We start from the raw sequence: 21986 nt of genomic DNA, 5'->3' as shown, positions 1-21986 counted from the left end.
AGCAGGCGCGGGCCGGGGGCGGGTGTGAAGGGGACAGCCACCTGCAATTTTGGGTAATACTGGCCGCCTGCGGCCTCAAAAGCACGGGCCCAGCCCTGGTCGAACACATATTCACCCCAGGAATGGCCTTTCAGATAGGCCGGGCAGACGGCAGCCAGAGTGCCGTCCGGGGCGTGCAGGGTGACATGCCGGGGCAGCCACCCGGTGCGCTGGCAAACAGACCCGCTGTCCTCCAGCGCAGAGAGAAAGGCGTAGCTGACAAACGGATTGTCAGCCCCCGCGCAGGAATCCCACGCGGTGGCATCTATGGCATACAGGCCGTCATGCAGAGAGACAGACCAGTCAGACATGACGGTGCCTCTTCATTCACCCGATTTCAAACAGGCCTTCAACTTCAACCGGGGCATCCAGCGGCAGGGAAGGCACGCCAACGGTAGAGCGGGCATGGCGACCGGCATCACCAAACACTTCAACCGCCAGATCGGACGCGCCGTTCATGACGGAAGCGTGTGCCGTGAAGTCCGGCGTGCAGGCAATAAAGCCACCCAGACGCACGACGCGCTTCACGCGGCTGAGGTCACCTACAGCGGCTTTTACCTGTGCGATCACGTTGATCATGCTGTAGCGCGCTGCTTCCACAGCGGTATCCACAGCAACAGCGCCACCGAGCTTGCCCGTTGCAAACAGCTTGCCATCAGCCAGCGGAAGCTGACCGGAGACAACAAGCAGATTGCCGGTCTGCACGCAGGCCACATAGTTGGCTACAGGGGCTGCCGGTGTGGGCAGGGTGATGCCGAGGTCTTTCAGGCGGGCTTCAGGCGTGGTGGTCATAAGATGCGAGTCCTTAATTCAAAGGGTTCTGGCAGGCCCGGGCTAGCTGACCAGCCGCAGGCTGCCACGTTTGCGGGGAGCAGGGTCGCTCTCCTGCGCCGGGAAATCAAGCGGCAGAAGCGGGTCCGGGTCCATCTGGCTGTCCTGATGCGGGCCATCGGGCAGCTTTTTATCCAGATACGCATCGGACAACGCGCGGAATGTGTAGTCCAGCATGGAGGTGGCGTAAGAGGCCACAGGGTCCCCCTCCACCGTGCCGGACGGGCCGAAGCAGGAATAGGCAAAGCTGCTGACATACGCTTCCAGCGGCGCGCCATATTGCAGGCCAATGCTCACAGCTTCCCCAAAGCTTTCCATCAGGCCTTTGACCATGGAGCTTTCCCGCGTGGGGTTCAGTGCCAGTTCACCCAATGTGCCGTCTTCATACTCACCTGTGCGCAGGAACAGCCGGTGGCCGCCAATGCTGGTTTTCTGGGTAAAGCCGCCGTGGCGTGGGGGCAGGGCGCGGCGCATACCACGCTCCAGCTTGCGGACCAGCGTTTGCGCAGTCGGGTCAGGCCGGGCTGGCATCCGGTCAATAAAGCCGGTCAGAGCGCGATACATCGCCATATGGGCGTTCGGGCCGGGCAGCGGCAGCACAGGCTCACCAGCCAGTGCGCCAGCGAGTGCTGTTTCTGTCGTAAAGCCGCGGGCGTCCAGGCGGTTACGCGTGCTGGGCGACAGTCGGCCATCGGGTCGGAGCAGGGAGAAGACCGGGGCCATCCCGCAGGCTTCCACACCCAGAAGTCCATCTACCGCGCTGCATGTAGAAAAGCCGGTTTCCACCGTAGCCAGAGGCGTCTCGGTCGCCACTGCGGCTTCCCGCCAGACGGCGCGCAGCGTCTCGCTCAGGCCCGGCAACACGGTGCGCACGGGCGGCAGCGGCAGGGACTCGGGGCCTGTTCCGGAATGGGCGGTCAGGGTCGCCAGTGTGGCAATGGCGCAGGCGGCGGCGCGGCCATCTTCACTGTCATAATCCAGACCGACTCCAGCCAGACAGGCATCAAGGTTGGTGAGCATAATGTCACCGGCGATGACGGGCGGGGCGGGCTGTTCATCACTGTCTTTTGCAGCCGGTTTGACCGGGGCTTCCGCTTCCGGGGCCGGCGCAAACAGGTCGGGCAGGGGCAGTTCACCATTCCGCTGGTCTGCCGTGGTGCGGGCCGCACTGCGCAGAACAGAGGAGAGCAGGCGGATAGCGGCCACAAAGGTCTCAGCCGCAAAGCCCTCGCCGGGAGAAATAAAGGCGGCCAGATTCACCAGAAAGCCGGGGGGGCGATCAAACTCGCAGGACCAGACGGGTTCCGTGGGGGCAGCCTGCCGCAACAGCAGCAGCCACACCAGAGAGCGAGCGGTTGCATCATCCTGCGTCAGCGCATCCACCCAGCGGGAGGCGACGGTGGCAAGGTCCACGGCATGGGTGCCGGGCACAAGTTGGGCCAGAGCGGAAGCTGCGTCTGCATCCCACTCAGCGGGCAGTGTCACGGAGCGAAGGGGCGCATCCGGGTCAGCTGCGGCCTGAAGCGTGCTCATAAGCACGCCGTTCCAATGGCGTCTGGCTCTTGTCATGGGAGGGAGTTTACGCGTGCCCCAAACCCCGGTGGAACCCGTGCAAAGCGCCATTTGCGGTATACAATGCCCGGTATAACGAGGATATGGGGGATAACTTTTTACACGCCCGGTTTTGCTGGTAATCCGGCGGATCTGATCGAGTGGAGTTGATCGATTATCCCCCAAAAAACATGGACCAGCGGGGCTGTGGAGTCTTATCCTCAAACCTATGGCAAACTTCGGAACATGGCTGCATACCCGTCGCAAAGGTCGCCTTATTGGCAAGGATGATGACGGTCGATGCTATTACGAATCCACAGGGGCCGCACGGCGTGGCGGCGGTGTGGACCGGCCCGAACGCTGGGTGATTTATCTGAAGGGGGAAGACCCTTCCGCCGTGCCGCCGGAGTGGTGGGGCTGGCTGCATCATACGATGGATGCGCCCATCCCGCAGGAGGAGCGCAAGCCCTGGCAGTTGCCGCATCAGCCAAACCTGACCGGCACAGCACAGGCCTACCGGCCAGCGGGCAGCCCCTATAAAACCGGCCAGCATCCGCCCGCGACAGGAGATTACGAGTCCTGGTCTCCTGAGGCGTGATCTGAAACGCATTCCCTGCTAAGGTGCGTGTCCAGACAGGGAGTAGACAGGACGCATGGCTTCAGTAACGGCAGTAAAACCCCGGCGCACCTCTATGGAGTTGCTGACCGGCGTTCTTGTTCTCGGCCTGCTCGGGCTGATGCTCGTTGCCGCTGTGGTAGGCGAAGGCCGCAAGACCGACACCAGCGGCTACCGGCTGCATGCCGGTTTTTCCCATATTGATGGGCTGGGCGTTGGCTCAGACGTGCGGCTTGCCGGTGTGACCGTAGGGCAGGTGGTGTCCGCGCGCGTTAATCCGCAGACCTTCAAGGCAGAAGTCACCTTTACCGTGCGGCCAGATATCAAGCTGCCGACGGACAGTGCCGCCATCATCACCAGTGACAGCCTTCTGGGCGGCAAATACATCGCCCTTTCTCCCGGTGGAGACGACCACATGATGGCGGCTGATGCGACCATCAGCGAGACGCAGGGGGCCATCAGTCTGGAACAGCTGCTCAGCAAATTCATCTTCTCAGTGACCGATACGCTGACCCGTGCGAACAAGGATGCCGCAGGGAGCAAAGCGCCCGCTGCCGGGGATGCTGGTAAGGCCGATCTTCCATGAGCCGTTCTGACCTGACGCTGGCTGTCTGAAGAGGACGATCCCGTATGGAAAGCCCGAAACTCTGGCTGCAGGACGATGGGCAGCCCCTCTCCTGTCAGGAAAAATTGCGTGTGCTGGATGAGAACTGGCAGGAAGTGCAGGAGATCCTGCAGGATGCGTTTGAGGATGCCGTGCTGATGGGGGTGAGTGAACAGGGGATGCGCGCGCATCTGACCGACCTTGTCGCCTCTCTTCAGTCTCCGCATCAGGGAAACAAAGCATGAGCATGAAGCATTTTTCCCGTCTGGCCCTTCTGGGCTGCATGATGGTGGCAGTGGGTGGTGGCTGGGTCGTCACAACGCCGAGCGCACACGCCGTGGGCACGCCTCTGGCTCCCCCCGCCGTTTATGGGCAGGGCGTATGGCAGGGCAAGGGAACCGCCGTGGTGCGGGTGCTCGACCGGCTGGACGCGCATGTGGAGCTGATTTCGGTCCCGACGGGAACCACAGCGCACTACAAGAGTTTGGATATTAGCGCGGGCCGGTGTCTGGAACGGCCTAAAACACTCTCACCCGATGCGGCAGGGTGGCTGGAGCTGCATGACACGCATCCTGATGGGGCAACCTTCAAGGGCTGGATGCTGGCCGCAGAACCGGGTCTGGGTGTGTTTGAAAGCGCTGTGTATGACGTGCGGATGGTGCGGTGTGAGGGGGCAGATGTTGCCCCCATGGTGCCTCCGCTTCCAACGCCTGCCGTGCCCGTGCTGACACCGTCCACCGGTGACCAGCCTGCGCCCACGGGTGATGTGCCCGGCAATGGGGGGAGCCATGCGCCTTCTGGTTCCGGCGCGCCACCTGCGGGAGATGCTGCTCCCGCATCTCCTGAATCCGGCGGGGAATATTAAGCCGGACGGGCCAGACCGTTCATGACGGTGCGGTCTGTCTTGCTTTTCAGGGAGTTGTCGGGCCGGACAGGCTCAGGCATCGTTTCAGGAAGCAATCGGGCGTCAGCATAGGGTCTGGCTGGCTTGATCTGTGGCAAAACAAGACGAGGTGTACGTGATCGGTTCTTCTTCCAGTCAGGAATTTCGCTTTCAGGTTCCCTCTCTGGATCAGGCGGCGTTCCTCCTAGATTTTGACGGTACTCTGGTCGATATCGCGCCCACGCCAGATTCTGTGGTGGTGCCGGAAGGGTTGCCGGAAACCCTGCGCCGCCTGCGTGCGGCCTGTGGTGATGCGCTGGCCATTGTTTCTGGCCGGTCGATTGATCAGATTGATCATTTCCTGGGGGATATCCCGTTTGCCGTGGCAGGTGAGCATGGCATTGCGGTAAGGCATCGCCCCGGAGGCCCGATTGAGCGGGCAGCGCTTCCCTCAGTTCCGCAGTCATGGTTTGCCGAGGCACGCGACCTTATTGCAGCGTGGCCCGGCGCACGGCTGGAGCATAAGCCGGGCGGCTTTGTTCTGCATTATCGCGCCGTGCCGGAAGCCGGAGCAGCCCTGCGTGAGGCCGCTGAAAACTGGGTGAAGGGCACCAATGGCACCTTTGAAGTTCAGACGGCAAAAATGGCATGGGAAGTCCGGCCCGCTGGGGTCGATAAAGGCTATGCCGTCAGCATGCTGATGAAATCTCTCCCCTTTACGGGCCGGAAGCCGGTTTTTGTGGGTGACGATGTGACGGATGAAGACGGCATGGCCGCAGCAAAGCGCCTGAGCGGCGTCGGCCTGCGTATTCCCACGGATTTTCCTAACCCGACAGCATTTCGTGCCTGGCTTGCTTCTTTGGTTGAAGGGAAGGGTTAAGCGATGGGGCGTTTAGTTGTTGTTTCCAATCGTGTCCCTGCGCCGCGGGACCGATTGCAGCCCGCTGGCGGGCTGGCTGTTGCCCTGCGTGCGGCGTTAAAAGAAGGCAGTTGCCTGTGGTTTGGCTGGTCCGGCCAGCAGGTTTCTGAAAAAGAAGGGCATGACCCGGAGGTCAGCCTCGATAAGGTGGAGAATGTCACCTACGCCACCATCGACCTGACGCACGCGGAATATGACGGGTTTTACCAGAAATATTCCAACGGCATCTTATGGCCGCTCTGCCATTACCGGGCTGGCCTGATGGATTATGACCGGAAAGACCGGGTTATCTATCAAAACGTCAACGAGCTGTTTGCCCGCAAATTGCTGCCCCTTTTGCAGCCGGGTGATCAGATCTGGATTCATGATTATCATCTGTTCCCGCTGGGGCAGGCGTTGCGGGATCTGGGTGTAACAGCCCCCATCGGGTTCTTCCTGCATATTCCGTTCCCGCCGTGGAGCCTGATGCGGGCTCTGCCGGAAGCGGATGCTTTGCTGCGCGCCATGCAGGCGTACGACGTTATTGGTCTGCAGACCGAGGACGATGCCCGGAACATGAATGACGGGTTCTCCATCGTTGGTGTTAAGGCAAAGGCGGAGGTTTTCCCGATCGGGATTGATCCGGACAGCTTTGCAAAACAGGCGGAAGAGGGGTTGAGCAACCCGGACGTACAGCGTCTGAAGGAAAGTCTGCGCGGCAAGCCGTTTATTATCGGCGTGGACCGGCTGGATTATTCCAAAGGCCTGCCGGAGCGCCTCAAGGGATATGAGATCTTTCTGGAGCGGTATCCTGAGCATCGGGGGAAGGTCGTGTATCTTCAGGTCACACCCGTCTCTCGTGGAAATGTGCCGGAATATCGGGCCCTGCGGCGGGAACTGGATGAAGCCGCTGGACGCATTAATGGTACCTATGGTGACTTTGACTGGACGCCCATCCGGTATCTGACACATCCTGTGCCCCGTGCCCTGCTTGCCAGTTTCTACCGGCTGGCAGATGCAGCGCTCGTTACACCTTTGCGGGACGGCATGAATCTGGTCGCCAAGGAATATGTGGCAGCGCAGGATAAGGCGAACCCCGGTGTGTTAATTCTCTCACACTTTGCGGGTGCCGCCCCGGACATGGAGGCTGCTCTGATGGTCAATCCGCATGATGCAGATGATATTGCGGACGCCCTGCATAAAGCCCTGACCATGCCTGATGGAGAGCGGCGTGCGCGGTGGGATCACCTAGAGCCGGACGTCTGGCGCGTTACGGCGTTAACCTGGGCCCGTGATTTCATTCAGGCTCTTGGGAAGGCCCGTTTAGCGTGAGATCAGCATTTTCCACCAGAAAAATGGGTCTCTTTCTGGCGTTGGCGGGCGCTTTGGCGCTGGGTATTGCATGGTGGGTGGAACATGTTCTGCACATCATGCCCTGTGAGTTGTGTCTGGTTGAGCGCTGGCCCTGGCGTATTCTGATCGTTATTGGCGTGGTTGATGTCCTGCTGCCGGGTGCGGCAGGTGGACCTGTGCTGTGGCTTTGCGTGCCGACCCTGCTGGCCTCGGTTGGTCTGGCGTTCTGCCATGCCGGGGTGGAGTGGGGATGGTGGCCCAGCCCGTTGCCGGGGTGTCATGCCCCCCATATTACCGGCACCACCATGGCAGAACGGCTGGCTTCCATGCCGCTTTTGCCTTCCAAACCGTGTGATTCCCCAACTTATCTGATCCCAGATTTGCCCGTGTCCATGTCTGTCATGGGCGGGCTGTATGCGGCGGGTGTGCTGGGGGTATTTGGTGTCTGGCGCTATCGGCTCAGCCGGACTGCACGCAGAATATTTTATTAAAACAGACAAATAGCCGGAAGCCGCCTGTGTGCATCATGCAGGCGGCTTTCGGCGCACGTCCTTTAGGCTGTTCTGTTCCCTGTCTTCATCCTGTGCTAATATTTTCGTAAGCAAGACGGGCTTTGTGTCCCGTTCGTCGAAATATATAGTCACACTCAAATAGGCAGCCCTGGGAAATTTCAATGACGGCATATGATAAGAATAAGAAGCTGGACTGGAGTGTATTTGATTGTGTCTGGTATAAAGAGAAATACAAAGATGTCCTGAGCTTCTTACAGATTGAGACTGATGAGGCTGTTCAGGAATTTTATAAAAATGACGGTGTCAGTCTTAAGCACTCTCCCAATCCTTATTTTGATGAAGACTGGTATCTGAGCAAATATCCTGCCGTTGCTGAGCAGATCAGCCGGGGGGAGTTTCGGTCTGGCTTTGAGCATTATTGCCAGAAAGGCTTTGCGTCTCATAACCCCCACTGGCTGTTTGACGAAGAGTATTATCTGAAACGGCACCGGGATATTTCCGACGTCAGCCTTGCCGAACAAGGGTTCAGAAACGGGTATGACCATTACCTGAATATTGGAGATTTCCAGTATAGCAGCGGGTCATGGTTCTTTGACCCCAATGCCTATCTGAAAGGCGGCCAGGCGACCACAACCGAACTGGGGCCGTATTCTCAATGTGTGCGGGCAACGGCACCGGTGGCAGGCTATGGGCACAGGCTGTCCTGGTATTTTGACCCGGAATGGTATCTGGAAACCTATCCGGAAGTGCGTAAGGAGCTGGATGCCAAAGAGTGGACATCCGCCCTGCATCATTATCTAGCTAATAAAACCCCAACACTGTTCAACCCTGATCCGTACTTCTCAGAAGAATTTTACGGCAGTGTGAATAACGATGTGTCCGGTGCGGTCGAAAGCAAACATTTTCGCAATTTTTTTGAGCATTTCCTGAAATATGGTGTGCATGAACTGCGTAAGCCGCTCTCCACGGTAGATCTGGAAGGCTATTTCCGGAACCCGGCCGTGCAGCAGGAAGTCAGCCGGGGGGATTATCCGGATGCCTTTGCTCACTACATCGCGCATGGCGGCAAGGTTGAGGATGACGCGGCTTTCCAGAAGGAAAGCGAGCATGTCTCCAAGAAAATCTATCACGAAATGTGCCGGATCCGGATGCCGCTTCTGTTAAATCAGGCACTGGATTTTACGTACGAATATCCTGATTTTACCGTTATTATTATTGCGCATAACCATTTTGCCATGACGCTGAGCGCACTGGCGTCTCTGCGCGCCAATTATAATGGCCCGATGCAGATTATTGTGGTGGATTCCGGCTCAACAGACGGCATGCGTACCATTGAGCAGCATGTGCGTGGGTTGGAAGTTATTCGCTTTCCGGGGAATGTCGGGTTCCTGCTCGGCTGTAATGCAGCCCTTGAGAAAGTCCGTGGTCCCTTCACGCTGTATCTGAATAATGATCTGGAGCTGATGCCCGGCGCCATGGGCAACGCACTGGCGCGCCTGCGGAGTGAGCCCCAAACCGGGGCAGTCGGCGCCAAGCTGGTGCGGACCAACGGCATGTTGCAGGAAGCCGGAAGCATTGTCTGGCGGGACGGCTCCGTGTGCGGCTATCTGCGTGACAAGCGCCCTGATGTGCCGGAAGCCAATTTTGTCCGCTCGGTTGACTTCTGCTCCGGTGCGTTCTTGCTCGTCCGCTCCGATCTGCTGAAAAAGCTGGGTGGGTTTGATACGGATTATGCCCCGGCATACTTTGAGGAAACGGATCTGTGTATCCGGATTCATGAGGCCGGGTTTGATGTGGTATATGACCCCTCCATTGTGGTCATTCATTATGAATATGGCACCTCTGGTTTTATCAGTGGTGCGTCCATGATTGCGCGTAATCAGGAAATCTTCCGCAAAAAGCACGGTGCCTATCTGCGGCAGAAAAACCTGTTCCACGAGCGTTTGCTGGTGCGGGCGCGCTCGTCCGCCACACGGCAGAAGCGGATTCTGTTCATTGAAGATCGCCTGCCGTATCGCTTCCTTGGGTCAGGGTTTACGCGGTCCAATGATGTCATCCGGAGCATGATTGATCTGGGATATCATGTGACAGTATATCCGGTTTATCGGCCCACTGAGCCGATGGAAGAAATTTGCAGTTCCTTCCCGGATCGGGCGGAAGTCATCTGGGATCGGGAACTGCCGGAACTGGAAGACTTCATCAAATCCCGTGCCGGTTATTATGATCTTGTCTGGATTGCCCGCACCCATAATGCGGACCGTCTGGCTCCGGTGCTGATGCAGTGCGCGGACGCCATTTCGTCTCGTGCAGTGATTATTGACACCGAGGCCGTGGCCGCCCCACGTGAGCATCAGAAGCGTGTTCTGCGTGGCGAGGGCGATCTTGAGCAATCTGTTGAAGAAATGCTCAAGCATGAATTCCGCCACCTGTTCATGGCTGAGAAAATTGTTGCCGTGAACAAAAAGGATGCAGAAATCCTCAAAGAGAACGGCTTCCCGAACGTGGGTGTTCTGGGGCATATGCAAAAGGCGCTTCCGCATTCTCCGGGATGGGATGCGCGGCGTGACATTCTGTTCCTTGGCGCGATGCATGACATTGATTCTCCTAATGTCGACTCTCTTTCATGGTTCAGTAGTGAGGTTCTGCCACTTCTGAAGGGCCGTTTGCCCGATGATGTAAAATTCACAGTTTGTGGTTACATTAGTCCAAAAGTAGATCTTTCGCTCTTAGCAAAAAACCCACGAGTAAATCTTCTGGGGCGCGTGCCAGATGTTGGCCCTGTTTATGACAGGCACCGGATTTTTGTGGCACCGACGCGCTTTGCGGCGGGTATTCCGTATAAAATTCATGAAGCCGCAGCCCATGGTCTTCCCATTGTGGCATCGTCCATTCTGTGTGAGCAGGTTGGCTGGACGCCGGGTGAGGATATGCTGAGTGTCAGCACAACAGACCCGCAGGCGTTTGCGGATGCCATTGTGCGGCTTTATGAAGATAAGGCGCTCTGGGAAAACATTCGCGAGCATGAACTGGCGCGGGTGCGGGATGATCATTCGCACCAGAAATATCTGGAACAGCTCAAAGCTCTTCTCAGTTTTTGATAAAAGCCTGTTTATGTTGCGAGACTAAAAACAGGCGAGGTTTTGTGGGGTGGCTCGGTATGACACTCCACAAAACCCGCATCTGCTCCGGGTAGAGTTTTCTCCTCAGATTTCTCAGAAGAAAACTCGTTATTATTTCGATAAAATTTAGCGTGTTTGTGGGGCAGGTATAATTTTCTGCGTCAACTCAAACAGGCGCGCGCAGGCTTTGGGGCCGAGTGTGCTGACTTCATCATAAGAAAGCCAGCGCGCCTCAAGGGCGTCATCTGCGGCGTGCGGTTCAGTAGGATGTGGGGTGTTTTCCTCACACAAAACCGCAACAATCACATAATGAAAGGCCAGCGTTCCATCTGGTGTGTGATGGAGGCTGTCAAAAACATCAACGGTTTGAAGTGCTTGTGCAGTCAGGCCGGTTTCTTCCCATAATTCACGCTCGGCTGCCTGAAACAGTGTTTCTCCAGCCTCAACGCGCCCACCGGGGAAACCCCACAGGCCGGCATCCGGCGCATTGGCCCGGCGTACCAGCAAAACATTCTGGCCGTGCCGGACAAGAGCCAGAACGCCGACACGTGGCATGAAGGACGGAGTTGCAGTAGTCATAACCAGAAAATGCAGAAACTTTCCCGCAATGGTCAAGTGTTGCGCGGATTTTACGCGGCAGAACGGGTGCATCCCTGTAGGAACATGCCCGCTTTTCGCAGGTTGAATGCAACACATGGGACGCGGAGCGTTTAAGCTACGTGAACTCTGTCCGGCTGGTTCTGTAACGGGACTGGCGAGGCAGGACAGTTATCTTTGACGTTTCAGGAGTCTGATCATGACGGCAGAAACCCTTACCATTCCGGGGCTGGCCAAGCCCGCATCCCGCATTGCTCTGGGGACATGGGCAATTGGGGGCTCCATGTGGGGTGGCCCGGATGATGTGAATGCCGCCAAAACCATTGAGAAGGCGCTGGATCTGGGCATCAACGTCATTGATACAGCGCCGGTCTATGGTCTGGGGCATTCGGAAGAGGTGATTGGCCGCGCGCTGGAAGGCAAGCGGGATAAGGTCATTCTGGCGACCAAAGTCGCGCTGAACTGGCAGGATGGCAACGTGTTCCGCGATAGCCGCCCGGCCAGGATTGCGCAGGAAATTGAAGACTCTCTGCGTCGCCTGCGCACGGATCATATCGACCTGTATCAGGTGCACTGGCCGGACCCTAAAACGCCGATGGAAGAAACCGCCCGTGCGCTGGAAAAACTGGTGAAGGACGGCAAGGTGCGGGCACTGGGCGTGAGCAACTTCTCGCCTGCGCAGATGGATGAGTTCCGTAAATTTGCACCGCTGGCCACCATTCAGCCGCCCTACAATCTGTTTGAGCGCGAGATCGAACAGGACGTTCTGCCTTACGCCATCAAGAACAATCTGGTTGTGCTGGCCTACGGGCCACTGTGCCGCGGGTTGCTGTCTGGCCGTATGACGGCGGACCGTAAGTTTGAAGGTGATGATCTGCGTAAGAGCGACCCCAAATTCCAGCAGCCGCGCTTTGGCCAGTATCTGAAGGCCGTTGAAGAGCTGAAGGCTATTGCGGAAAAGCATGGCAAGAGCATGCTGGCTCTCGCCATTCGCTGGGTGCTGGACCGTGGGCCGACCATTGCGTTGTGGGGTGCCAGAAAGCCGGAGCAGATTAGTGGTGTGGATGAGGCCTTTGGCTGGAAGCTGGATGAGGCAGATATGAAGGCCATTGATGCCATTCTGGCTCGCGATATTACGGACCCTGTCGGCCCGGAATTCATGGCGCCACCCGCCAGAAGCTGACGCAGGCTACAAGACCTGTGGTGACCGCAGGGCAGGCGGTCAGGGGGAAGCGTTGACGAAACGCTGCGTTTTTTCGCAAGCTTAACCCCCATGAAAAAGCCGCCCGCCCACGCTGACCGGCCTTCCCAACAGGCCACAGTCTGCCAGTTTCCGCTCCAGCAGGTGCTGAACCGGACGCAGGCTGCGGAATATCTGGGTGTGCCAGCGCGCCGGCTGCAGGCGCTGGCGCTGCTGGGCGGCGGACCGGAGCGGGTCCGCCAGTCCGGTGGTGTGGCCCAGTTCCGTAAAGATGATCTTGATCAGTATAGTGCTGAGATGTTCAGCCGGGCTGGCTTGTCCTCTGATGCATTAAACCGTTATCGCGGCATGCGCGCCGCCAGTGGCTATGCCGGGCGGGATGCCTTCATGGATATGGCCAGCCGGGATGAACTCTCGCAGGCCTGCGCCTACGTAGGGGGCAGGGTGATTATCCTGCTGGGGATGGTAGTGATTGTGCTGTCCCATACGCCCCTGTCTCGTTTTCTGTTTCATATGCAGTAAGGTATGGAGGGATAAGGTAAGCCCCGCTCTCTCGTTTGCCTTTGGGAATGAGGCTTGCAGGCCGCAGGGCTGCGCACCATGTTGGAAACCATGGCCACACGTACCGCTCCCGATTCCGCGTCTCGTTCCCCCTCTGCTCCGGCGGCTAAGCGCGGTAAGAAGCGCGGCACGCTGAGTGAGCGGGCTGCCAGCCTGCCCCCTGTCACGTTTGAACCGGACCGTCAGGCCGCTCGCCCCAAGCTGCGGCGGATGGAAGTGGTTTCGGAATATGAACCGGCCGGTGACCAGCCACAGGCAATTGCTGATCTCCTCAAAGGGATAGAAGAGAACGAGCGGGATCAGGTCCTGCTGGGTGTGACGGGTTCCGGCAAAACCTTCACCATGGCCAAGGTGATTGAAGCCACCCAGAAGCCGACCCTTATTCTGGCCCCCAACAAGACCTTGGCGGCACAGCTTTATGGGGAAATGAAGCAATTTTTCCCTAATAATGCCGTCGAATATTTTGTCAGTTATTATGACTATTATCAGCCGGAAGCCTATGTGCCCCGGTCTGATACCTATATTGAAAAAGACAGCCAGATTAACGAGCAGATTGACCGGATGCGCCATGCGGCAACGCAGGCGCTGCTGGAACGGAACGATGTGATTATCGTGGCGTCCGTGTCCTGCATTTACGGTATCGGGTCGGTCGAAACCTATTCCCGCATGGTCGTGAAACTGGAACTGGGCGGGGAGATTGACCGGGACCGTCTGGTGCGCGGGCTGGTCGAACTACAATATCGCCGGAATGATGCTGCCTTTACCCGTGGCACCTTCCGCGTGCGGGGTGAGACGGTAGATATTTTCCCCGTGCAGAATGAAGACCGCGCCTGGCGCGTCTCCCTGTTTGGGGATGAGATTGACGGGATTATTGAGTTTGACCCGCTGACTGGTGAAAAGACGGCTGATCTTCAGGAAATTACTATTTATGCCAACAGCCATTACGTCACGCCACGCCCGACGCTGAAGCAGGCTGTTGTGGGCATCAAGCAGGAGCTCCGCCAGCAACTCGACAAGTTCACCAAGGAAGGCAAGCTGCTGGAAGCCGAGCGGTTGGACCAGCGCACCACGTTTGATCTGGAAATGATTGAAACAACAGGCGTGTGCAAAGGGATTGAGAACTACTCCCGCTATCTGTCAGGCCGCAAACCCGGCGACCCACCGCCGACCCTGTTTGAATATCTGCCGGAAGATGCATTGCTGATTGTGGATGAAAGCCATGTGACTGTGCCGCAGATTGGCGGCATGGAGCGCGGAGATAATGCGCGCAAATCCATTCTGGCCGAGTTCGGCTTCCGCCTGCCGTCCTGCCTTGATAACCGCCCGCTGAACTTTGCCGAGTGGGACAAGTTCCGCCCGCAGAGTGTTTTTGTCAGCGCCACTCCCGGTCCGTGGGAAATGGAACGCACAGGCGGTGTGTTTGCCGAGCAGGTGATCCGCCCCACCGGGTTGATTGACCCTGTGACGGATATTCGCCCGGTGGAGCATCAGGTGGATGACCTGCTGGCCGAATGCCGCACGACGGTTGCCAAAGGTGGCCGTGTGCTGGTGACGACGCTGACCAAGCGCATGGCGGAAGATCTGACTGATTATCTGCATGAAGCCGGCATTAAGGTGCGCTACCTGCACTCCGATGTGGATACGCTGGAACGGATTGAAATTATCCGCGACCTGCGGATTGGCGCGTTTGATGTGCTGATTGGCATCAACCTGCTGCGAGAAGGGCTGGATATTCCCGAATGTTCGCTGGTGGCCATTCTGGATGCGGATAAGGAAGGCTTCCTGCGCTCCCGCACGTCACTCATCCAGACCATTGGCCGCGCCGCGCGTAATGTGGAAGGGCGGGTGCTGCTTTATGCCGACAAGATGACGGATTCTCTGGAATACGCCGTGGAAGAAACCGCCCGCCGGCGTGAAAAACAGATGGCGTGGAACGAAGCCCACGGCATTACGCCGCAGAGCGTGCGCAAGAATATTGGCGCAATTGTCTCCTCCGTATTTGAGCAGGATTACGTCACCGTGGCCCCGGATGAAGATACGGGTGTGGCGGAGTTTGTCGGGCAGGATCTGGATACGGCTATTGCCGGTCTGGAAAAACGGATGCGTGAAGCTGCGGCGGATCTGGAGTTTGAAACAGCTGGCCGCCTGCGGGATGAAATCAAACGGCTGGAAGCGCTGCAACTGGGGTTGGATGCGCCCCCTGCACCGGCGTCCACCGCCGGGCAGAAATCCTCTCCGCGTCGCAAACCGAAAAAAGAGCAGGTTCCGCGTCCACTGGGGCCGGGGGGTGGCGGGTATGAGCCCAAACCCAAACGGGGACGCAGCCGCAGCAAGGCGTGAGGCTATTTTGCCTCTGCCGGGTGGGGGGCGTCCTGCGCCGTATGGGGCAGGGAAGGCAGCGGCGTATCCTCAGTAGAGGACGGCAGTTCTGCGTCTGAAAGCCAGCTTTTCACCAGCGTGTAGGTGACGGATAAAATCATCGGGCCGACAAAAATGCCCACCAGACCGAACGCAGCCAGCCCCCCAATTACGCCCACCATAATCAGCACCAGCGGCACATTGGCCTGTTTGCGGATGAGGAAGGGGCGGAGCAGGTTATCAATCACAATGGCGAGGATGGTGAACACCAGCAACACCACTGCCGAGCCAATGCCGTGGAAGAAAAACATCCAGATTACTGCGGGAATAAGGGTAACACCCGGACCAGCCTGAAGCAGGCAGGCAATAAAGGTGATGGCTGTCAGAATACTGGCCCAGGGCACGCCGGTGAGAAACATACCAAGACCGCCGACTGCACTTTCAGCCAGAGCCGTGACGGTCACGCCGATGGCGACGCCCCGGATGGTGCGGCCTGCCAGCAGCACCATTTCCCGCCCGCGTTCCCCGGCCAGAGCCGAGCCAAAGTTCATCACCAGATTGGCAGCGGCTTCTCCACGTGTGTGGAGGGCTGCCAGAATAATCAGTGTGAGCAGGAACTGTAGCGCCAGCATGCCAAAGCTGCCCGCATAATCCAGAACCCACCCAATGATCTTGCCGGTATCAGGCAGAATACGGTTGGCCAGCTGCGGCAGGCGGACATTTTCAATCTGCTGCCACCAGACGGTTGTTTTGGGGCCAATAAAGGGCAGATGCTGCAGCCATTCCGGTTCTGAGGGAATGCGGAAGGCCAGAGCGGAATCCGCAAGGGTTTTCAGCTCGGCCGTGTGGGTCAGCACTGTGGTGGTCGCCAGCCAGAAGGGCAGAACATAGACCATTATGGCAACAAGACTGGTCACGGTGACCGCCAGCCCGCGGCTGCCCCACAGAAATTTCTGGATATGCAGGAGCAGGGGCCATGTGGTGACCCCAATGGTCACGGCCCAGATGGTGGCAGGAAGAAAGGGACGGACCACCCAGAGCGAGCAGAGGATCATCCCGACAGCCGTCATGGCCGCCAGAACGACGCGAGTCTGGCGCGCTGGTGTATCACTGGGGGGCGGGGTGTTTATCGTCATTTCGTCCGTTTCATCCCTGTCTGGGTGCTGTAGAGGTAACGGAGGTCTGCGGGCATGCCAATCATGGACATGACGGAGGCGTCATTTTTTTCTACAAGAGCGTCAGACACTGCCAGAGGGCAGAAAAGAGCGCACCGTTTTTTATAGAAAACAGGGTGCGGGCAATTGAGGACGTAGATGTCAGATCAGATCAACGACAAACCCGCCACCTCTGAGGGGCATAAAGCACGGCGCGGCGCAGGCTTCTGGGCACTATGGGGCGGCGTGGGGGCTGTAGCCCTGATTGCGGCTTCCGGCGGTGCAGGCTGGATTTTTCTCAACAAGGTTGATCTGGGGGGCTTTGTGGCGCGGCGCGCAACGGCTGCTCTGGGGCGGACCGTGCAGGTGGGCAGCCTGCATGTCACACCCGGCCGCTGGCTGAAGGTTGAGATTGCCAATGCGCGTCTGGCCAATATTCCCGGCGGCACCGGGCCGGATATGGTGCGGGTGGGGCGTCTGGCGGCGGAGGTCAAAGCTTCATCCCTGCTGCACGGACCGATGCTGGTGCGGCATGTGGCGATTTCTGATGTGTATGTGATGGTGGAGCGCACACCGCAGCGTCTGCCCAACTGGCGTTTCGGCAAGCAGGCTGAGGCCGGAGCAAAGCCTGCGGCCAGCCACCCGCCAGCCGGGCCGGATGACCGGAGCAGTTACCCCACGGCGCTTGATGTTGCCGTTGAGAAGGGTGAGGTCATTTACCGCACCGCCCATGGCTCGGAATTTCGCACGACGCTGAAAACCGTCACGCTCCAGACGGATGGGGTGGACAAGCCTGTCCATCTGGCGGTTGATGGTGCGTATAATGATACGCCGGTGACCATGACAGCCACCATGCAGCCCTTCTCCATCCTGCGGCAGACCAAAACGCCGTACGGGATTGATATGGAAGCGAAGTCCGGGGACATGACCATCACGTTCAAAGGGACGGCAACGGACCCGATCAACGCAGATGGCATCAAGGGGGCTGTCACCTTCAACAGCCCGACCTCCCGCCCGATGATGCAGATTGCCGGCCTGCCTGCCCAGCAGGATATTGCTATGCAGATGTCCGGCCAGTTTGAGCATGAGGGCGATCTGTGGAGCGTCACGCAGGGGAAGGGGATGGTCAAGGATAACCCCATGACCATTACGCTCATGCGGCTTGTGGAAGGGGACCACGGCAAACCGGACCATGTGACGGCGGATATTGCTTTCAGCCAGCTGAATCTGAATGAATTTCTCAGCCACCAGAAAAAGGTTAATCCGTCCGAAACCGATATTCCGCTGACGGTTGATGCCGCGCCGGACCCGCTGATTGATGCGCATCTCTCGGTCAAACAGCTGTCTTATAATGTGCTGCGTTTCTCCAACATGACGCTGGCAGCCTCGGTCAAACCCGGTACGGTGGCGGTGGATATGCTGGCACTTGATTATCTGGGGGCCAGCCTGAAGGCATCCGGTAAGATTGAGGGTGCGGACAAAGGCGCGGCTCATGTCGGGGCTGCCGTGAACGTCTCCGGTGCGGATATTGAAAAACTGCGTCAGGCACTGGGTTTTGGCCCCGTTCCGATTGCAGGCCGCGTGGACATGCAGATGCGGGCCGATGCCACCCAGAAGACGCTGAACGCCGCCGTGCATGCGGCCGATGTGGCAGCCGCTGTGTCCATGACTAACGGTAGTCTGGACCGCAAGGTGATTGGCCTTGTCTCTGCTGATTTGCGGATGCTGTTCAACAAACCAAAGGGTATGACCCCGGTGTCCTGCATGCTGGGGGTGGTCAGTTCCCGCGGGGGCGTTGGGCAGGCGCTGCCGCTGCGCATCCGCACAGGGGATGGCACTGTGGCGGCCAATGCCCGCTTTGACCTGAACAGAAAATGGTTTGATCTGACATTTGGCAGTCAGGCCTCCACCACAGGCCGTTTTGCGCTGGATATTCCGGTGCGTGTCAGCGGCAGTTTCAGCAGCCCGAAGGTGCGTCCGGCCAGCTGGTCAGCCGAGGGACGAGCCATGATGGCCCAGACAGACCGCCTGAATGTGCTGCCCGCCGGGGTGAAGGAGTTTGCGTTGAAGAACGCCTGTTACCGGGCTGTTGGGAAGTAAGGGGCTGCGGCAGGGCTTGTTCCTGCCGCACTTCCCTTCTACCGTCCGTCTGGCAAAAGTGTTCAATCTGGACGGAACGCATGACCATGTCAGACACCTCGATACAGCCGGATTACGCGGCTCTGGCCACAGCCCCTGTCTGTGCCGACCCGTTCCCGCATGTGGTTGTCCCGCATTTTATTCGCAAGGATGACCTGCCCCGGCTGTTCGCCAGCCTGCCGGATATCCAGTCCGGCGGCTCCTTTCCGCCATCGGCCCTCACACTCTCCCCGCTGATGCAGTCTGTGGTGCAGGCTATGGAAGGGCCGGAATTGCGGCGGATTATTGCCGAAAAATTCCATCTCGATCTGGATCATGCGCCGACCATGCTGACCATTCGTGGCCGCACGCGGGAGAAAGATGGCCGGATTCATACGGATTCCCTCGCCAAGCGTGTGACCGTTCTGCTGTATCTGAACCCGGCGGAACAGGAGAGCTGGCACAAGCAGGAAGGCTGCGTGCGTCTGCTGCGCGGCCCGCACGATATTGAAGATTATGCGAAGGAAGTGCCGCCGGTGGAGGGCACATTGCTGATCTTCCCCAACGGCCCCACCACATGGCACGGCCACCGTCAGTTTGTGGGCCAGCGTTACACCATTCAGCTGAATTACATGACGGAAGATGCCCGCGCACGGTCTGAACTGCGGCGGCACCAGCTTTCCGCCATGGCGAAAAAATTCTCACTCCCCGGACTCGCGGGCTGAGGCGCCTGATTTTTGTAAGTGCAGTTGTTCAAAACAAAGGATTTAAGAATGGATTTTCCCTTTTCTACAACATTCCGCAAAAAACAGTCTGGCAGACGGGTCATGTTGCGGACTCTGGCAGCATCTCCTCTTGTTCTGGGTGCCGCTATTCTTGCAGGCACCGCGCTTTCCTCTGCGGCATTTACACCCATGGCCTGTGCGCAGCAGATGCCATCTGCTCTGGTACCAGCAGCGCTAAGCAGTGCGCAGGTTGTGCGGGCGACATTGCCCAATGGTTTGCGCGTGGTGATTGTGCCCAACCGTCTGGCTCCGGTGGTTACAACGGAAATCAATTATCTGGTGGGTTCGGCAGAAGCGCCGGAGGGCTTCCCCGGCACGGCGCATGCGCTGGAACATATGATGTTCCGTGGCAGTGCGGGGCTGGATAAAGACCAGTTGGCCGCTGTGGGCACCCGTCTGGGTGGCAGCTACAATGCGGACACGACTGAGGACGTCACACAATATTTCTATACAGCACAGGCGCAGGATCTGCCGGTTCTTCTGAAAATTGAAGCCCTGCGCATGAAGGGGCTGACACTATCAGAAGCAGACTGGAGCAAGGAGCGCGGGGCGATTGAGCAGGAAGTCTCGCGCGATCTGTCCAGCCCGGCTTATCTCTACCTGCAACAGTTGCAGTCCATCCTGTTTTCCGGAACACCCTATGCGCATGATGCGCTGGGCACCCGTCCGTCCTTCGATAAGACAGATGCTGCCCACCTGCGTGATTTTTACGAAAAATGGTATGCGCCCAACAATGCCGTTCTGGTGATTGTGGGGGATGTAAACCCGGTGACCGCGCTGGATCAGGTGCGCGAAACCTTTGGCGCTATCCCGCGGAAAACTCTGCCGGAACGCCCCAAAGTCACCCCGGTGCCGCCGCCGGCTAAAACGCTGACGTTCCCGACAGATTATCCGGTTGGGTTTGCAACGCTCGCTTACCCCATGCCGGGGCGCACGGCGGACAATTTTGCTGTGGCCGATATCCTGTCCGACGTGCTCGGCAGCCAGCGCGGGGCGCTGTATGATCTGGTGCCGCAGGGCAAGGCGCTGTTTGCCGGGTTTGAATATGCACCGAAAAAAGAGGCCGGGTTTGGTCTAGCTCTTGCCGCGTTTCCTAAAGGAGGGGATTCCGCAAAAGCCCTCAGTGACGTGCGGGATGTTCTGGATAAAATCCGGAAAAATGGTGTCCCGGCAGAACTGGTGGAAGCCGCCAAGAAGCGCGAGATTGCCCAGCTTCAGTTCTCTGCCAACTCCGTCAGTGGTCTGGCGGCGCAGTGGTCCACTGCGCTGGCCTTCCATAATCTGGACGCGCCCGGTGATATTGTCGCCGCTTATCAGGCTGTCACGCCGGAAGCCGTTAACCGTCTGGCGGCAACCCTGCTGGACCCGGCCCATGCGGTAACAGCTATTCTGACGCCGGAAGCCTCTGGCAAGCCTGTGGCTGGTAAAGGGTTTGGCGGCGCAGAATCCTTCGCCTCCACGCCGGATAAGCCGGTAAAGCTGCCGGACTGGGCGGAAAAAGCCTTGTCCCGTCTGGAAGAACCGAAGCCCACGCCGCAGCCGGTTGTCAGCACTCTGCCGAATGGCCTGAAGCTGATTGTCTGGCCGTCCCACGTGAGCCACACCATTCAGCTGTCTGGTGAAATCCGTCAGAATGCGGCGTTGCAGGAACCGGCAGGTAAGGAAGGAGTAGGAGATTTAACAGAATCTCTGTTCTCCTACGGCACCACAACGCATGACCGTCTGGGGTTCCAGAAAGCGCTGGATGATATTCCGGCATGGGAAAGTGCAGGGGGTGGTTTTTCTCTTCAGGTTTTAACGCCTGATTTTGAAAAAGGCATTGCGCTGCTTGCAGAAAATGAACTGCATCCGGCCTTCCCGGAAAAAGCGTTCCAGATTGTGCGGATGCAGGCTGCGCAGGGGCAGGCGGGGCTGCTGGTGTCTCCCGGCTTCCTGTTTGGCAAGGCTGTAAAAACAGCGCTGCTGCCGGAAAAAGATCCAGAACTGCGGAACGCAACGCCGCAATCCATCATGAGTGTCTCTCGGGATGATGTGGTCAAATATTATCAGGCAGCCTGGCGGCCTGACCTGACCACCATTGTTGTGACCGGGGATATTACGCCCGAAAAAGCACGCTCTGTGGTGGAGCAGGCTTTTGGCGGCTGGAAAGCGGAAGGCCCGAAGCCGGTGGTGGATCTGCCAACGGTGCCACTCAGCAAAGCATCCCGCGCTAATGTGCCGGACAAGAGCAGCGTGCAGAATACAGTGGTTTTGGCGGAAACGCTGGGGCTAACGGCGTCTCACCCGGACCATTTCCTGCTGCAGCTTGGTAATGAGGTGCTGGGTGGTGGGCTGTTCTCTTCCCGTCTATATCGGGATCTGCGGGTGAAGACGGGGTATGTCTATTCTGTGGGCAGCAGTTTTGATTGGGGCCGCACACGTGGCGCCTATAACATTGATTATGGTTCTGACCCCGATAAGGTTGGTAAAGCCCGTGTGGCTGCCTTGCAGGATCTGAAAGCGATGCAGACAGCTCCCCCTACGGAGGATGAGCTGTCGCTGGCAAAAGCGTCTTTGCTGCGCAGTCTGCCGCTGCGTCGCGCCAGCCTGAGCGGGATTGCCGCGCAGTATCTGGGGCTGGAAGAGCTTGGGCTGCCGCTCGATAATACCGACCGCGCCGCACAGGTTTATTACAAAGCGACCGGGGCAGATGTGCAGGCGGCCTTCCGGAAGTGGATCCGCCCGGATGATTTGGCCCAGATTGTCAAAGGGCCAACGCCAACCTGGTAAGAGCGTGAAACGCCTCTCTTCAAAAAAATCCTGAAGA

Annotated in this window: 19 protein-coding genes; 14 read left to right on the top strand and 5 right to left on the bottom strand. The window is 58.4% G+C overall.

What is annotated here, in order from left to right; genetic code table 11:
* The 3 genes from AD930_RS10670 to AD930_RS10660 form a co-directional block, all read right to left on the bottom strand.
* A partial coding sequence (locus AD930_RS10670) for a peptidogalycan biosysnthesis protein (RefSeq protein WP_208598600.1) occupies nt 1-350 on the bottom strand: 350 nt, incomplete at its 3' end.
* Nucleotides 351-366: 16 nt separating this feature from the next.
* Nucleotides 367-831 carry a RidA family protein gene (locus tag AD930_RS10665; protein WP_061506192.1) on the bottom strand — a complete coding sequence of 155 codons (465 nt, stop codon included), beginning with the start codon at nt 829-831 and terminating at the stop codon, nt 367-369.
* A 42-nt stretch (nt 832-873) separates the two neighbouring features.
* Nucleotides 874-2439, bottom strand: coding sequence for a TSCPD domain-containing protein (locus tag AD930_RS10660; RefSeq protein ID WP_061506191.1), 1566 nt, complete (start codon nt 2437-2439; stop codon nt 874-876).
* Nucleotides 2440-2650: 211 nt separating this feature from the next.
* On the opposite strand from AD930_RS10660, the gene AD930_RS10655 reads away from it, so the two are divergent.
* From AD930_RS10655 to AD930_RS10620, 8 genes are all read left to right on the top strand, one after another.
* Nucleotides 2651-3019 carry an NADH-ubiquinone oxidoreductase subunit NDUFA12 family protein gene (locus tag AD930_RS10655; RefSeq protein WP_043551330.1) on the top strand — a complete coding sequence of 123 codons (369 nt, stop codon included), beginning with the start codon at nt 2651-2653 and terminating at the stop codon, nt 3017-3019.
* A 55-nt stretch (nt 3020-3074) separates the two neighbouring features.
* On the top strand, nt 3075-3623 hold the full coding sequence (gene mlaD / locus AD930_RS10650; protein ID WP_043551329.1) for an outer membrane lipid asymmetry maintenance protein MlaD: 549 nt from the start codon (nt 3075-3077) through the stop codon (nt 3621-3623).
* A gap of 44 nt (nt 3624-3667) precedes the next feature.
* Nucleotides 3668-3886: a hypothetical protein gene (locus tag AD930_RS10645; protein WP_043551328.1), complete on the top strand. Its 219-nt coding sequence runs from the start codon at nt 3668-3670 to the stop codon at nt 3884-3886.
* Complete coding sequence (locus AD930_RS10640) at nt 3883-4506, top strand: DUF2155 domain-containing protein (RefSeq protein WP_244150566.1); 624 nt, start codon at nt 3883-3885, stop codon at nt 4504-4506. Before AD930_RS10645 ends, AD930_RS10640 begins: the two co-directional genes overlap by 4 nt.
* A gap of 154 nt (nt 4507-4660) precedes the next feature.
* Nucleotides 4661-5404, top strand: coding sequence for a trehalose-phosphatase (gene otsB, locus AD930_RS10635; protein ID WP_061506190.1), 744 nt, complete (start codon nt 4661-4663; stop codon nt 5402-5404).
* Between the two features lie 3 nt (nt 5405-5407).
* Complete coding sequence (locus AD930_RS10630; RefSeq protein ID WP_043551326.1) at nt 5408-6754, top strand: alpha,alpha-trehalose-phosphate synthase (UDP-forming); 1347 nt, start codon at nt 5408-5410, stop codon at nt 6752-6754.
* On the top strand, nt 6751-7266 hold the full coding sequence (locus tag AD930_RS10625; protein ID WP_197461681.1) for a disulfide bond formation protein B: 516 nt from the start codon (nt 6751-6753) through the stop codon (nt 7264-7266). Before AD930_RS10630 ends, AD930_RS10625 begins: the two co-directional genes overlap by 4 nt.
* A 182-nt stretch (nt 7267-7448) precedes the next feature.
* Nucleotides 7449-10385 carry a glycosyltransferase gene (locus AD930_RS10620; RefSeq protein ID WP_061506189.1) on the top strand — a complete coding sequence of 979 codons (2937 nt, stop codon included), beginning with the start codon at nt 7449-7451 and terminating at the stop codon, nt 10383-10385.
* A gap of 147 nt (nt 10386-10532) precedes the next feature.
* On the opposite strand, the gene AD930_RS10615 is transcribed toward AD930_RS10620, so the two are convergent.
* Nucleotides 10533-10985, bottom strand: a complete 453-nt coding sequence (locus AD930_RS10615) for an NUDIX hydrolase (protein WP_061506209.1) — start codon at nt 10983-10985, stop codon at nt 10533-10535.
* Nucleotides 10986-11202: 217 nt separating this feature from the next.
* On the opposite strand from AD930_RS10615, the gene AD930_RS10610 reads away from it, so the two are divergent.
* The 3 genes from AD930_RS10610 to uvrB all read left to right on the top strand — a co-directional run bounded on the left by AD930_RS10610 (nt 11203) and on the right by uvrB (nt 15105).
* Entirely contained in the window at nt 11203-12186 is a 984-nt protein-coding gene (locus AD930_RS10610; protein ID WP_061506188.1) for an aldo/keto reductase, read from the top strand.
* Between the two features lie 90 nt (nt 12187-12276).
* Entirely contained in the window at nt 12277-12726 is a 450-nt protein-coding gene (locus AD930_RS10605) for a hypothetical protein (RefSeq protein ID WP_061506187.1), read from the top strand.
* A 90-nt stretch (nt 12727-12816) separates the two neighbouring features.
* Nucleotides 12817-15105, top strand: coding sequence for an excinuclease ABC subunit UvrB (uvrB, locus tag AD930_RS10600; RefSeq protein WP_061506208.1), 2289 nt, complete (start codon nt 12817-12819; stop codon nt 15103-15105).
* Nucleotides 15106-15107: 2 nt separating this feature from the next.
* Here uvrB and AD930_RS10595 read toward each other — a convergent pair whose 3' ends face one another.
* A complete protein-coding gene (locus AD930_RS10595) occupies nt 15108-16259 on the bottom strand; it encodes an AI-2E family transporter (protein ID WP_052403873.1) in 1152 nt (383 codons plus the stop codon).
* A 177-nt stretch (nt 16260-16436) separates the two neighbouring features.
* Between AD930_RS10595 and AD930_RS10590 the strand changes: the two genes are divergently transcribed.
* The 3 genes from AD930_RS10590 to AD930_RS10580 all read left to right on the top strand — a co-directional run bounded on the left by AD930_RS10590 (nt 16437) and on the right by AD930_RS10580 (nt 21949).
* Nucleotides 16437-18377 (top strand): AsmA family protein, encoded by a 1941-nt coding sequence (locus AD930_RS10590; RefSeq protein ID WP_061506186.1) that lies wholly within the window; start codon nt 16437-16439, stop codon nt 18375-18377.
* An 80-nt stretch (nt 18378-18457) separates the two neighbouring features.
* Nucleotides 18458-19120 (top strand): 2OG-Fe(II) oxygenase family protein, encoded by a 663-nt coding sequence (locus tag AD930_RS10585; RefSeq protein ID WP_043551321.1) that lies wholly within the window; start codon nt 18458-18460, stop codon nt 19118-19120.
* A 48-nt stretch (nt 19121-19168) separates the two neighbouring features.
* Nucleotides 19169-21949 (top strand): M16 family metallopeptidase, encoded by a 2781-nt coding sequence (locus tag AD930_RS10580; protein ID WP_373320486.1) that lies wholly within the window; start codon nt 19169-19171, stop codon nt 21947-21949.
* Nucleotides 21950-21986 lie beyond the last annotated feature (37 nt).

Origin of the sequence: Acetobacter malorum (genome assembly GCF_001580615.1) — a bacterium.
GTDB lineage: Bacteria > Pseudomonadota > Alphaproteobacteria > Acetobacterales > Acetobacteraceae > Acetobacter > Acetobacter malorum.
This window is presented reverse-complemented; position numbering and strand designations above follow the sequence as displayed.

Excerpts from the sequence above, each read along its gene's own strand:
- AD930_RS10610 (WP_061506188.1), top strand. The coding sequence starts at position 11,203 with ATGACGGCAGAAACCCTTACCATTCCGGGGCTGGCCAAGCCCGCATCC.
- AD930_RS10580 (WP_373320486.1), top strand. The coding sequence starts at position 19,169 with ATGGATTTTCCCTTTTCTACAACATTCCGCAAAAAACAGTCTGGCAGA.
- AD930_RS10585 (WP_043551321.1), top strand. The coding sequence starts at position 18,458 with ATGACCATGTCAGACACCTCGATACAGCCGGATTACGCGGCTCTGGCC.
- AD930_RS10645 (WP_043551328.1), top strand. The coding sequence starts at position 3,668 with ATGGAAAGCCCGAAACTCTGGCTGCAGGACGATGGGCAGCCCCTCTCC.
- mlaD (WP_043551329.1), top strand. The coding sequence starts at position 3,075 with ATGGCTTCAGTAACGGCAGTAAAACCCCGGCGCACCTCTATGGAGTTG.
- uvrB (WP_061506208.1), top strand. The coding sequence starts at position 12,817 with ATGGCCACACGTACCGCTCCCGATTCCGCGTCTCGTTCCCCCTCTGCT.
- AD930_RS10630 (WP_043551326.1), top strand. The coding sequence starts at position 5,408 with ATGGGGCGTTTAGTTGTTGTTTCCAATCGTGTCCCTGCGCCGCGGGAC.
- AD930_RS10640 (WP_244150566.1), top strand. The coding sequence starts at position 3,883 with ATGAGCATGAAGCATTTTTCCCGTCTGGCCCTTCTGGGCTGCATGATG.
- AD930_RS10655 (WP_043551330.1), top strand. The coding sequence starts at position 2,651 with ATGGCAAACTTCGGAACATGGCTGCATACCCGTCGCAAAGGTCGCCTT.
- AD930_RS10615 (WP_061506209.1), bottom strand. The coding sequence starts at position 10,985 with ATGACTACTGCAACTCCGTCCTTCATGCCACGTGTCGGCGTTCTGGCT.
- AD930_RS10595 (WP_052403873.1), bottom strand. The coding sequence starts at position 16,259 with ATGACGATAAACACCCCGCCCCCCAGTGATACACCAGCGCGCCAGACT.
- AD930_RS10660 (WP_061506191.1), bottom strand. The coding sequence starts at position 2,439 with ATGACAAGAGCCAGACGCCATTGGAACGGCGTGCTTATGAGCACGCTT.
- AD930_RS10665 (WP_061506192.1), bottom strand. The coding sequence starts at position 831 with ATGACCACCACGCCTGAAGCCCGCCTGAAAGACCTCGGCATCACCCTG.
- AD930_RS10590 (WP_061506186.1), top strand. The coding sequence starts at position 16,437 with ATGTCAGATCAGATCAACGACAAACCCGCCACCTCTGAGGGGCATAAA.
- AD930_RS10620 (WP_061506189.1), top strand. The coding sequence starts at position 7,449 with ATGACGGCATATGATAAGAATAAGAAGCTGGACTGGAGTGTATTTGAT.
- AD930_RS10605 (WP_061506187.1), top strand. The coding sequence starts at position 12,277 with ATGAAAAAGCCGCCCGCCCACGCTGACCGGCCTTCCCAACAGGCCACA.